This is a genomic window from Chitinophaga sancti, assembly GCF_034087045.1.
GTDB classification, from domain to species: Bacteria; Bacteroidota; Bacteroidia; order Chitinophagales; family Chitinophagaceae; genus Chitinophaga; species Chitinophaga sancti_B.
On record NZ_CP139247.1, the window covers coordinates 3,207,004 to 3,219,346 of the forward strand.

General features: G+C 42.3%; 10 protein-coding genes. 5 read left to right on the forward strand and 5 right to left on the reverse strand.

Features of this window, described 5'->3' with window-relative positions:
- Positions 1-37 precede the first annotated feature (37 nt).
- Complete coding sequence (locus SIO70_RS13435; protein ID WP_320581368.1) at positions 38-706, reverse strand: hypothetical protein; 669 nt, start codon at positions 704-706, stop codon at positions 38-40.
- A gap of 136 nt (positions 707-842) precedes the next feature.
- Positions 843-1,559: a DUF7003 family protein gene (locus tag SIO70_RS13440; RefSeq protein ID WP_320581369.1), complete on the reverse strand. Its 717-nt coding sequence runs from the start codon at positions 1,557-1,559 to the stop codon at positions 843-845.
- Between the two features lie 305 nt (positions 1,560-1,864).
- Here SIO70_RS13440 and SIO70_RS13445 point away from each other — a divergent pair, with 305 nt between their 5' ends.
- Positions 1,865-2,398: a carboxymuconolactone decarboxylase family protein gene (locus SIO70_RS13445; protein ID WP_320581370.1), complete on the forward strand. Its 534-nt coding sequence runs from the start codon at positions 1,865-1,867 to the stop codon at positions 2,396-2,398.
- Positions 2,399-2,438: 40 nt separating this feature from the next.
- Here SIO70_RS13445 and SIO70_RS13450 read toward each other — a convergent pair whose 3' ends face one another.
- Entirely contained in the window at positions 2,439-3,218 is a 780-nt protein-coding gene (locus SIO70_RS13450) for a DUF4249 family protein (RefSeq protein WP_320581371.1), read from the reverse strand.
- 1 nt (position 3,219) lies between these two features.
- Entirely contained in the window at positions 3,220-5,547 is a 2,328-nt protein-coding gene (locus SIO70_RS13455; protein ID WP_320581372.1) for a carboxypeptidase-like regulatory domain-containing protein, read from the reverse strand.
- 230 nt (positions 5,548-5,777) lie between these two features.
- Between SIO70_RS13455 and SIO70_RS13460 the strand changes: the two genes are divergently transcribed.
- On the forward strand, positions 5,778-6,014 hold the full coding sequence (locus SIO70_RS13460) for a hypothetical protein (RefSeq protein WP_320581373.1): 237 nt from the start codon (positions 5,778-5,780) through the stop codon (positions 6,012-6,014).
- 76 nt (positions 6,015-6,090) lie between these two features.
- On the opposite strand, the gene SIO70_RS13465 is transcribed toward SIO70_RS13460, so the two are convergent.
- Entirely contained in the window at positions 6,091-7,125 is a 1,035-nt protein-coding gene (locus SIO70_RS13465) for an MBL fold metallo-hydrolase (RefSeq protein ID WP_320581374.1), read from the reverse strand.
- Between the two features lie 240 nt (positions 7,126-7,365).
- On the opposite strand from SIO70_RS13465, the gene SIO70_RS13470 reads away from it, so the two are divergent.
- The 3 genes from SIO70_RS13470 to SIO70_RS13480 all read left to right on the forward strand — a co-directional run bounded on the left by SIO70_RS13470 (position 7,366) and on the right by SIO70_RS13480 (position 12,294).
- Positions 7,366-8,430 carry a fatty acid desaturase gene (locus SIO70_RS13470; RefSeq protein ID WP_320581375.1) on the forward strand — a complete coding sequence of 355 codons (1,065 nt, stop codon included), beginning with the start codon at positions 7,366-7,368 and terminating at the stop codon, positions 8,428-8,430.
- Between the two features lie 206 nt (positions 8,431-8,636).
- Positions 8,637-10,610, forward strand: coding sequence for a thiamine pyrophosphate-binding protein (locus SIO70_RS13475; protein ID WP_320581376.1), 1,974 nt, complete (start codon positions 8,637-8,639; stop codon positions 10,608-10,610).
- 13 nt (positions 10,611-10,623) lie between these two features.
- Positions 10,624-12,294 (forward strand): flavin monoamine oxidase family protein, encoded by a 1,671-nt coding sequence (locus SIO70_RS13480; protein WP_320581377.1) that lies wholly within the window; start codon positions 10,624-10,626, stop codon positions 12,292-12,294.
- Positions 12,295-12,343 lie beyond the last annotated feature (49 nt).

Here is a 12,343-nt window from a genome sequence, read left to right on the forward strand (position 1 = left end):
TGCAAAGGAACGCGTAAAGAATTAAGAAAGACGCTTCTTATTTGTCATAAATTAACGCCAGTATCATTAGCACTATTGGCAATATCATTGCCAGTCTTATTACCAATTTCGAAGGCATTAGTTTTTCACCAATGTATACCTTGAATTTTTCAAGTATGGCTTGCTTTATTTCTGCTGGCGGCGCCTGCCAATTTACGTCATCCAGTCTTACTCTCTTCAGCAGGTAATTCAATAACCGCTTCTGCAATTTATTGGTATTCGTATCTTTTTGTACTTCCAGTTTCAGTGCTTTTATGGATTCCTTCGCATTAATTTGCTTTTCACCACGTAGCCATACCCGATCCAGATAATTGCTTATTTTATCAATAAAAAAATCGCCCAGCTTATTATCCCACACGAGGAACAACGCTGTTTTAATGGTATATCCCGAAGCCAGTGAAGGGAACAACACAAACCCTGCCAGTGAAATCACAAATAATAAGCAGGACCAGAATGCAACACTAAACAACACAAATATACCCAGGATTGCACCCACTCCACCAACACGTGCGCCAGCATAGCCAGGTCCCGGCTGGGATCCTATTATATAGATTGAAACAATTAATCCTACAACAGAAAGGAGTAAACCGGGGATAACAACGCGTAGCCATGCCAGTAGGGAACGGGTGGCGATCTTTGTAAATACAGAAATATTATTGGTCTTCATGGGGCAAAAGATATAACAAAAAATCCGAAGATACAATCTCCGGCGTTTGCAAATTAATTCGGTATTTTCTCAAACAGAGTACGGGAAAGCAATGCCCATTACTCCAATTTCTTTGTAAAAAATACCCGGGGGCATATTATGCGCAGCCTCCAAATGGCCAGTTACGCCAATGATTGTTAGCCGGTTTTGTCGGTTTGTAATAAGACATATCTCCTGATTCCAGTAAGGTCGCAATTTGCTGAAACGTTTCATTCTCAGAAGGTTTTTCCTCCTCAATAATATCCGGATGGCACCATTCATCCAACTGCATGATCATTGGAATATCCTGCCCAAAGCAATCGTATATTTCCTCTTTAGTGGCCAGAAACGCTGCCTTGTATTCAGGAAGACTGGCACGCATAAATTCATATACTCTTACAGCAGGCGGATTTTTTAATTCCACATCCCGCGAAGCATAGAAGGTCGGATCTTTTGGTATACTTATTTTTTCGTCTCTGAGCAGCATGGAATGTACTTCGGGATTCAGGGTACCAAATGTATCTGTGATAAAGGAAGGACCTTCATCGCTGTCAGCTGTTGTGAGCAGTACGTTTGAGTTATTTAATCCCGGGTAAAAGGGGAGGCTGTTACCATAGATGTACAGACAGTTCTCCACGCCGTTATGTCCGTTAAAGCGGTAGTGATAGCCAACCACTTCAACGGCTATTACCCATCTTTCTGAATTACCGAATACAGAGAGTCTTGATACCACAGGGTAGATATATCCATTGTCAAGTACGGGGAAGTTGTAATCTTTTGCGCAGGTGTCTAATTGATCGAGTATGTCACTGGCGGAATATTTTGCGGTTTGCATAGGGATGTTTAATAAGTATGAATATTTATAATTCTTTCCATGGCGCTTTAGGCTTCAATCACCCCTTCCTTTCTGCCATTCAGACCAATGGCGCTATACCCACTTAGTTTTTGAGATCCGGCATGATCATATTTGAAACCGGATTAGTCAGATATCCTTAGCAAGTAATTGAATTTCAAATATCAGGGTTAATAATTGGCGTAGCAATATACAACATCTTGAACTAGTTCAACCTTTTTTCCTAATCTACTTCATTTTTCAGTAGCTCGTATGTTGCCATTTTTGCATTATCAAAAATATATATCATGAGCACTTTTAGCATACCTACCCGATCAGAGGTGACAAGCGGCAACCAGGCCATTTTCGATAACCTGCAAAAAGGTTTGGGTTTTGTTCCTAACCTCTATGCATACTTCGCAAAAAATGATACCGCGCTTGGCGATTACCTCGCATTACAAAATAGGAAAAGTAGTTTGAAAGCAAAAGAAAGAGAAGTGATCAATCTGGTGACCAGTCAGATCAATGGCTGTCGTTATTGCCAGTCGGCACATACTGTATTGGGTAAAATGAACGGTTTTTCAGATGAACAGATCCTTGAGATTCGCAGAGGTAGGGCCACTTTTGATAGCAAGCTGGATGCCCTGGCGCAGTTTACCGCAGCAGTTGTAATTAATCGTGGAAAAGCGACGGCTGAAAGTATAGCCGCATTTTTTTCAGCTGGCTATACAGAAGCTAATATGATCGATGTAGTAATAGTGATCGGGGATAAAATAATCAGTAATTATATTCACAATTTAACGGATCTGGAAATTGATTTTCCTGTGGCAGATGAATTGTAAGAGTAGCACAGAAGCCGGAGATTGTGTCTCCGGCTTTTCTTTAGAACGTCACAGATTTCACATCCACACACTCCGCACCAAAATACCCCAAAGCATTATTTGATATATTAGAAGGTGGATTTGAAGGTGTGGTACTGGAAGCGCCGCTATTCGATTGTAGTACATTGTAATAATTATAAACGTTCTTATCCACACTAGCCATCACCACCGTCACGAGATCATTCATTTGTATGTATGCACTATCCATATACAATTGTTGCCTGATCATATTCCCATCTGTCAACCTGTCATCCAATGCATAAAATGCTTTGTAAGGAACATTATTTACCAGCAATGTAAAAGTGTAGTAGTTGGTAACGCCTTGGGGATCTTTAAAGTTCACCTGTGGTAAATTCCTTACCTGATTAAAAATTTTGGTATGTGTGAAGGTCAATTCATTGATCCCTACATAATCCGGCATTGTAGAACTGGATGTATATTCTTCCCCGTCAATGATCACTGATAACTTGTAAGTATGACCAATCTGTCCTGAGAGTTTATTGGATGCATAATACCCTTCATTACCCGTCTGTGTAAAATAGTCTCTCACATTGGTATTACTGTCCAAAACGCTGACTATGGCCCCGTAAACAGCGGGATAAGTATTATCTGCATCAAACGATACTGATTTATTAATCTTCACATAATACGGGCCGCCGAGATTTGTAATATTCCCCTGGATCACAATTTGGGAAGCCGCCGTTCTGAGATTGACATCAATCGTTTTGGTACAGCTGGCGAAGAATATGATGATAGGAATTGCAATAAGGTGTGTCTTCATACTAAAAGGAGAAATTATAAGTAATAGAAGGTACCCAGCGGAAAAGTGCTGTTTGCTGAGCGATGGTACGGGTAGTATTCGCAGGGTCATTTTTGAATTCTATGATGTAAGGGTTTTCTTTCCCATAAGCATTATAGACCGAAAAATTCCAGTTGCTATTCCAGCGTTTCTTTTGTTTGCCATATATGGTTACACCCACATCCAGCCGATGATAAGCCGGCATACGGTAGCCATTTCGTTCAGAATACAGGAATACCGTCTGTTCGTTGATTTCATATTTACCACTGGGATAAGTCACTGCATTACCTGTATTGTATACCCAGTTAGCAGACAGTGTCACTTTCCTGCTCAGTTGGTACATGGATACGATAGCAAGGTTATGCGTCTGATCCTGGCGGGCCGGATACCAGCTTCCGTTATTGATTTCAGTTATTTGTCGCTCTGTACGGGAAAGTGTATAACTGATCCATCCTGTGAGCCGGCCTGTTTTTTTCTTTCCAAAGAGTTCCAGTCCATAAGCCCTGCCTTTTCCGTATAATAACTGGGACTCTACATAGTTGTTGACAGTTAATGATGCACCGTCTTTAAAGTCAATCTGGTTTTGCAGTTGTTTATAATAAATTTCAGAAGAGAACTCATAACGACCATGACTAAGATCACGATAATAGCCCAGGGATACCTGGTCTGCTATTTCAGGTTTCACATTCGGACTGCTCAGTATCCAAAGGTCGGTAGGACTGGTAGAGGCGGAACTACTTATCAGGTGTACGTTTTGCGTGTTCCTTGAATAGGCAAATTTCAGTGAACTCACAGAGTCGAGCTGATAACTTGCAGCAGCACGTGGCTCTAAATTTATGTAAGTCTGTACAAGTTCTGCGGCTGCATATTTTGTAGAATCGGTTGCATCGCCTGCGGAATTAAATTTATAAAAAGTACCGGGTCCAAATACATTGAAGACAGAGAGCCGCAGACCATAATTGATTTTCCATTTGCCGAAACCTTTTTCATGGTTTATATAGGCTGCACTTTCCAATGCATACTTCTTATCTAATGTTTCAGAGTTATAGCTGGAATTCTTACTTGCATCTACCATACCCGGGTCGAGGGTATGATGGGTGGCTGTGACACCGAATTTTATTTTATCATCACCCGCCATGAAATACTGGAAGTCTTCTTTGAAGGAAAAGTCCCTGATCTTTGAGATGATCTTTGTATTGCTTGAATTATCTGCCACCTCTATGTGATGGTTGTAATCGCTATAGGCAAGTGTGGTGTTGGAAAACAGGTGACTATTGAAGTTGTGATTCCACCTGAAGGTTCCTGTTGTATTTCCATAATAGAGTGCTAACTGATCAGATAGTTTTAGGTTATCTTTTCCATTATAAAATGAAAGATAGATCCTGTTATGATCATCCAGGTTATAATTAGCTTTAGCATTCACATCGTAAAAGTAAAGATTAGAATTCCTGACATCTTCATTATTAGACAGCTTCAGGAAAACATCTGCATAAGTGCGACGGGCACTGATCATAAAAGAACCTTTGTCTTTCACAATAGGGCCTTCGAAGTTTAAGTGAGAAGCAATGATGCCAAGACCGCCACTACCATGGAATTCCTGGTTATTACCATCTTTGGTTCTGATATCTACGACGGAAGAAAGACGACCGCCATATTCTGCAGGACTGGCCCCTTTATAAAGTGTGAGGTCTTTGATTGCATCCGAATTGAAGGTAGAGAAGAAACCGAGTAGATGTGTTGCATTGTATACCGGTACTTCGTCCAGTAAAAGCAGGTTTTCGTCGATGTTGCCACCTCGTACATAGAATCCACCACTGCCCTCACCTCCTGATTTTACACCTGGAAGCAGTTGTATTGTCTTAATGACATCTTTTTCCCCAAGAAATACCGGGACGTTTGCAATTTCGGCGGTGCTTATTTTCTGCGTACCCATTTGTGCAGTAGAAAGCCTGTCATGGCTGGCTGCAGAGGTGATGACGATTTCCGAAAGTTGTCCGCTGGTGGGAATAAGCGACACATTTCGTATCAGATCTTTTGTAAGTGGGATAGAAATGGTGTCTGCTTTATACCCTGTATAACTGATCACCATTGTATAATCGCCTTCAGGAACAACGATCGCATAAAATCCATAGTTATTACTTGTACTGCTGTATTTCGCCTGTGGAAGAATGCGTATTGAAGTGCCAATTAAAGTTTCGCCCGTAGTTTTATCACGAATGATACCGCTAACGGTATACTTATGCTGGGCCTGGGCTTGCATGCCAGTAAAGGTAGAATATATTAAAGCCAGTACAGCAAAACTTTTCTGCATATGTTGGGTTCCGTTTTGTAGGTATGGACGTTTCCGGGTTTCGTGCAATTTAGTATTCAGATTGTATATGGAATGTTAAAATTGGTTAGGTATGCTAATGAGTAGCCGTGTGTTCCTGGATGTTATTTTAAAACTTATAACTCGTTATAACACCCATAAAAATTCACTTTATTATTTCTATTTTCTTTATTCTATCGTCAACATTTTTGCAATAACCCAAATTACCTACTATGAAACATTTCTATTTTCCCGTTCTGTTGTCTTTGGTAGCGTTGACCGCAAGTGCCGGTGCGCCGTCTATTGACAATACCCTGTTATTAAAGGCTGAAAAGCAGATCCAGCGTATGGAATACTTCTGCAGGTATAAAGAGAATAAGTACCAGACATTTAACCGTAATAATGAATTACGTACCAGTTACACCGCCATGTTCATCAGCAATTTACAATCGTGGGAAAATATTCCGTGAGAAGATAATTAAGCAGTGATTCCAATCAGGACGCCTGAATTGTGCAGGCGTCCTGATTAAAGAAGCTTTTTATATTTTAGTTCACTCCTTTCCACCATTCCCTGAACTCCTGTTTATCATTCCGCAGGTCAACTAGCTGACCGATCATAGGCGTAGCCAGTGGAATATCTGCAATGGTCTTTATTCTTCGTAAAGGTTCATCCCAGGGATGATTTCCCAATGTAAACTTAGAAGAATGTACGGGGAGTAGTCTTTTTGCCTGCAGGTCTTTTGCCGCCTGAATGACTTCTTCCGGCTGCATATGAATGTATTTCCATGCAAGGTCATACTGACCATTTTCAAGAATGGCGAAATCTATCGGACCGAATTTCTTTCCTATCTCTGCAAAATGAGTATCATAACCACTATCACCACCTATATAGATCTTCATGGCCGGCGTTTGCAATATATAAGATTGCCAGAGGGTATTATTCCGGGAAAAGCTTCTGCCAGAAAAATGGCGGGTAGGAGCGGTATGTACGATAAATCCATCTCCCAGATCCACATCCTGCCACCAGTCAGTCTCAACGACCTGGTCAGGTGTATAGCCCCATCTTTCGAAGTGACCACCTACTCCCAGTCCGCAGATCACTTTGCCCACCTTGCTTTTTAGTGCCAGTATGGTCTTATAATCCAGGTGATCATAATGGTCGTGTGAAATGAAGAGATAGTCTATTGCCGGAAAATCATCAACCGTGTAAATATCTGCACCTTTAAATGCTTTGGTACCTCCGGGTAAGGGTGAAGCGCTGCCGGAAAACACAGGATCTACCAGGAAACGTTTTCCACCTGCCTGTATAAAATAAGAGGAGTGACCAAACCAAACCAATACATCCTGATCGGGGGCAAGGGCCAGTAGGTCAGTTTTAACAGAAGGTAATGAATCTACAGGGCGCAGGCGTACCCGTTTTTTGAACATAAAATCGTATAAAACACCTCCCATGCTATACCCGTCTGACAATTGCGGCGTATTGTGAATGTTCTGGAACTGTCCGTCTTTGAAATGCGGCGATTGTTTGATCAATTCTAATCTCTTTCCCGAAGGTTTTTCTCCGAATAGTGGGTGTCTCATGTATATTAACACTGTGATTATCAATAATAATAGCACTGAAAGCGCTATTTTCAGGCATGTGATAAATTTCTTCATACCAGTTTATTGACGAACCAGGTGAGTAAATATTTTAATAAAGCGTAAAAAAATATCATTCAATATTTTATTTAGAAATATAATATGTAAAATGATATATAATCGATATATTTAGCCTTGAGCATTACCTACAACTGTTTTCACTTTAGAAATTATTATTAAATAATGTCATTTATTTCGAATGTATTAGCTCCTCCCGGATACGGGTGGAGAACCAGCGATGGTGCACTGGTAAAACCTACGTCAAAGCAACTATTCACCGAGTTTTTTAGCAGGATCAACATTTTTGCTTCAAGAAAAAACTGGTTACCATTCTTTTCATGGTTCAGCACTTTAGGTCTTGCTCCGTTCTTTTTCTTATTTGTCTGGAAAGAGATACACGACTTTAATTTTTGGTATTTGCTGGTTGCTTTTGTGTATGGAATGATTTTCATGGGCACGCATGGCACTATCTGGTATCATCGCTATGGCACACATCAGGCGTATACTTTTAGTAATAAGTTCTGGCGGTTTTTTACTCAAAACCTCGTATTTAAACTGATACCGGAAGAGCTGTATATCGTATCTCATCATGTGCATCATGCACTGTCTGATGAGCCGGGAGATCCTTATAATGCAGAGGCAGGTTTTTTATATTGCTTTCTGGCAGATGCCAATCATCAGCCTATTGCGAAAGATCTCAGTGAGGAGGATTATTATAAAGCTGCAGCAATGTTGAGTCATACCGGTGTGAAAGCGAATGATTATGTTACTTATCAGAAGTGGGGTTCAATTGCGCATCCTTTGAATGCGGTATTATCTACTTTGGGTAACCTGGCTTTCTGGTTAACAATATTTTATTTTATAGGTGGTGTATACCTGGTGGTGTCCATTATGGCTGGTGCTTTTGTGTGGGGAGTGGGTGTGAGAACTTTTAATTATGAAGGCCATGCGAAAGGTGAAACGAAGCATGTATCCGGGTTTGATTTCAATCATAAAGATAAATCTATCAATCAGTGGTGGCCTGGTATTGTGGCTGGTGAATGGCATAATAATCACCATCTATATCCTGCCAGTGCAAGATCAGGCTTTCTGACAGGACAGGTAGATTTTGCCTGGTATTATATCAGGACGTTAAAGTTTATTGGTGGAGTGAGTTCATGCAGGGATGCTAAAAAGCAATTCCTGGAAAACCACAGGAAACCATACCTGGAACAACAACAAATAAAAGAAAGTGTACCCATAGTATAGTCATATAATTAATTTAAAACAACACCCGCTCATCGAGTGGGTGTTGTTTTTTATATACCTACCGAATTTTTTCAACCAGCCCTAAACAATCGGAAGTGAACAGTTGTTATTTCAGCAGTTAGAATGCCATTACCCTATTATTTGTAATACCAAAAAAAAATTCCACAACAAGAGCCCTAAAGAACCAAACTCCAAAATTCCATCATATGACAACACAACAAATGGCTCAGGCTGCGCGCCAGGCCAGTGAAGATGTAATCGAACAAGCGTTCGACCAGACCACACGCTGGACACGTGATTATGTATTCGATATCCTGAAAGATCTGGGTATCCATTACATTTTCGGTGTACCGGGCACCAATGAAATCCCAATTATTGATGGTACTTCTTACCCGGAGAATGATGTGCGCTATATTGAGTGTCTTCATGAAAACATTGCCATTGGTGCGGCAATGGGATCCGCCCGGATGACAGGTAAACCAGGTGTACTGGTTGTTCACGTTACACCGGGTATTGCCCATAGCATAGGCAATCTGTTCAATGCTTACCGTTCTCAGGTGCCACTGGTGATCCTTTGTTGCCAGCAACAAAATGAACTGGTCACCCAGGAACCTTTACTGGCATCTAACCTGGTAGACCTTGCCAGGCAGTACACAAAATGGGCGCATGAAGTGCGTACCCCTGATGAAATTCCATTAGTATTACAACGTGCTTTTAAAGAAGCCATGGCACCGCCTAATGGGCCTGTGTTCGTATCTATTCCATGGGACTTTACCATGGTGGCTATTGGAGATGAAGATAAGGTGAAAGGTGTGACCCGTATTTCCCCACATTTTACTGGAGATGATGCGGCGATCAAACAGGCTGCAGGTATTCTCACAGCAGCTAAAAATCCTGTGATAGTAGCAGGCGATGCAGTTGGTTATGCTGATGCCTGGACAGAATTGCAGGAACTGGCTGAACTGCTGGGAGCACCTGTCGTATTGCAATGTTTTAGCAGTGTGGCTAATTTTCCTAATAATGATTATCACTGGCAGGGAGAACTGCCCGGTAGTCAGGCGGGTATACAGGGTGTGTTCAAAGATCATGATGTGGCATTCCTGGTTGGATTTGGGGCACAGGCACAGCTGGCGGTATATAAATATTCCGACGGACCATTATTCCCTCCTGAACTGAAACAGGTATACCTGACCAACAATACGTGGGATATAGCGAAGAACTATTACGGAGAATCAGCGATTTTCGGTGATATTAAAGCAACACTGCCTATCCTGAATGGTTATATTAAACCAACTCCTCCCGCAGGTGCTGCAGCCAGAAATGAACGGATGCGGTTGTTGTCCGTAAAAAGAACGGCAGACTGGGATAAATATTTGCTGGAAGCGATGGAGCAGGAAGATATATGGTCTGTAGTAATCGCTAAAGCATTGAAAGAGGAAATTGAAGAAAGGAAACTGGTGGATAACTTCGTATATGTGCATGAAGCTGTATCCGATGGTGCTCCTTTTCAATATTATCTGCCATTCAGTACCAATGGTGCAAAACCAGTAAGCTATTACTGTGTAGCCGGAGGTTCATTAGGCTGGTCAATGCCGGCATCCCTGGGCATTAAACTGGAAAATGCCTCCTCACAGGGTACGGGTACAAAACTGGTGATCAATGCAGTGGGAGATGGTTCCTCGCTATTCTATCCACAGACCTTCTGGACAGCTGCACATGAGCAACTACCTATTCTGTATATCATTACAAACAACCAGGAGTATCATACCCTGCAACTGGGTTTACAACAGGTAGTGGGTGCTTATGGCAGTGCACCCGGTTATGGCTGGAAACCCAAAACGATGGACCCTCCATACCTGCGTCTCGAAAGGCCCAAACTTGATTTCGTATCACTGGCCAAAGCATTTGGCGGTGAGAACGGAGAAGTCGTGAAAACGCCGGGAGCAGTGAAAGACGCGATCAGAAGAGGCATTGAGCATGTGCTCACGCAAACCACTTCTTATATACTGGATATGAGAATAGCTGGCAATACACCAACAGCTCCCACTACATCAGATACAATCACCGCATATTACAGCAATCAACCGGTATTGGATTATTTCCACCAGGATACGGTAAAAGCAAAACTGTTGTCTGCAGGTAATGCACATTTACCATCCAACATTCCTTCAATCTTCTAAAACCATTAACCTTATGGCAAACGAACAAATCGATATCGCTATCGTAGGTGGCGGTGTTTCCGGAGTATATAGCGCCTGGAAACTGAAAAAGCAATTCCCGGATCAGAAGATCGTTGTATTCGAAGGCAGCGATCATATAGGAGGACGTTTACTGTCAGTGAAACCACCTGAAATACCTAACATGACAGCAGAACTGGGTGGTATGCGCATCCTGGAAAATACCCAGCACCTGATCGTAAACCTGATTGATACCCTCAATGGAGAATTACCACCTGCGGAAAAGATCACACTCTATGATTTTCCTGTAGATGAACCTCAGAACCTGGCATACCTGCGCGGTGAATACCTGCGTTTGGTTGACTTTGTAACAAGGCCGGATAAAGTACCTTACAATATGTCATTCCTGGAAAAGGGGAATGGCCCGGGTACAATCATAGTGAACGCCATTGAACAGATAGTACCAGGTATTACTAATCCGGATCTGAAGGAAGAAGAACGTCGTGAAATGACAAAGGACGCGTATTTTGATGGAGTACCTTTATACCAATGGGGTTTCTGGAACCTGCTGTACAGGGTGATCAGCAGTGAAGGTTACCAGTTCAGTATGGATGCTGGTGGTTATGATTCTACACTGGTGAACTGGAATGCAAGTGATGCTATTCCGTGGTACCTGTCAGACTTTGGTATGACGCCAAAATACAAAGGCTTTACCAATGGTTTCCAACAGGTGCCAATTGCCCTGGCAGAGCTGTTTGAAAAAGATAAAGGAGAAGTACGCCTGGAACGACAACTCCGTGGATTTGAATATACAAACGGACAGTTTACACTGAATTTTAATGATGGACAAACTATTACTGCCGGGAAACTGATACTGGCTATGCCGCGCCGTGCGCTTGATCTGCTACAGCCAGAAAGTCCACTGTTACAACAGATCCAGCCATTGATTAAAAGTGTGACACCAAGACCACTGTTTAAACTCTTCACTACTTATGCAAATCCATGGTGGAGAATAGCTGGATTTACCGATGCGAGTGGTAAATTCGTTCCGGTACAATCAGGTCGTTCCGTAACTGACCTGCCAGTAAGACAAACATACTACTGGCCAAACAGCGATGGAACGCCATCCGTGAATGGCAGAGCAATGTTGCTGGCTAGTTATGATGATGGTAATAATATTGGCTTCTGGGATGGATTAAGACCTCAGCGGTCTGAAGGCTGGAAGGCTGGCCGTTCGCATTCAAAGGTGGCAGATCCATTTATCGGGGATGATGATAAAAATGAAAAGTCTGCATTACCCGCACAAGGGCGGCTGAATCAGACATGGGATGAATACCAGGCGCCTCGTCGTATGGTGGATGAAGTAGCACGTCAGTTGCAACAGATGCATGGATTGGATTATACGCCACTGGTAAAGAGTGCTGCTTTCCGTGATTGGGGTGAAGATCCGTATGGTGGTGGATGGAATAGCTGGAATATCGGCGTGAAGAGCTGGGAGGTAAGAGACCAGATTACAAATCCGATAGCTGGCACACCATTGTACATTTGTGGAGAAGCGTATTCTGATGCACAGGGATGGGTGGAAGGAGCTTTGCAGACAGCAGAGATTATGTTAGGGAAATTTTTGCAGGCCCCAGTGGTAAATACTAAGCAAACGAGCCAGGTAAGCCAACTGCAACCGGGCTGATAAAGGATTATATAGTAACGGCAAAGCAGGTGTTCATCTGCTTTGCCGT

What these genes read in the sequence shown, in the direction of transcription:
- SIO70_RS13465 (WP_320581374.1), bottom strand. Translation starts at nt 7,125, where the DNA reads ATGAGACACCCACTATTCGGAGAAAAACCTTCGGGAAAGAGATTAGAA.
- SIO70_RS13435 (WP_320581368.1), bottom strand. Translation starts at nt 706, where the DNA reads ATGAAGACCAATAATATTTCTGTATTTACAAAGATCGCCACCCGTTCC.
- SIO70_RS13445 (WP_320581370.1), top strand. Translation starts at nt 1,865, where the DNA reads ATGAGCACTTTTAGCATACCTACCCGATCAGAGGTGACAAGCGGCAAC.
- SIO70_RS13480 (WP_320581377.1), top strand. Translation starts at nt 10,624, where the DNA reads ATGGCAAACGAACAAATCGATATCGCTATCGTAGGTGGCGGTGTTTCC.
- SIO70_RS13470 (WP_320581375.1), top strand. Translation starts at nt 7,366, where the DNA reads ATGTCATTTATTTCGAATGTATTAGCTCCTCCCGGATACGGGTGGAGA.
- SIO70_RS13460 (WP_320581373.1), top strand. Translation starts at nt 5,778, where the DNA reads ATGAAACATTTCTATTTTCCCGTTCTGTTGTCTTTGGTAGCGTTGACC.
- SIO70_RS13440 (WP_320581369.1), bottom strand. Translation starts at nt 1,559, where the DNA reads ATGCAAACCGCAAAATATTCCGCCAGTGACATACTCGATCAATTAGAC.
- SIO70_RS13475 (WP_320581376.1), top strand. Translation starts at nt 8,637, where the DNA reads ATGACAACACAACAAATGGCTCAGGCTGCGCGCCAGGCCAGTGAAGAT.
- SIO70_RS13450 (WP_320581371.1), bottom strand. Translation starts at nt 3,218, where the DNA reads ATGAAGACACACCTTATTGCAATTCCTATCATCATATTCTTCGCCAGC.
- SIO70_RS13455 (WP_320581372.1), bottom strand. Translation starts at nt 5,547, where the DNA reads ATGCAGAAAAGTTTTGCTGTACTGGCTTTAATATATTCTACCTTTACT.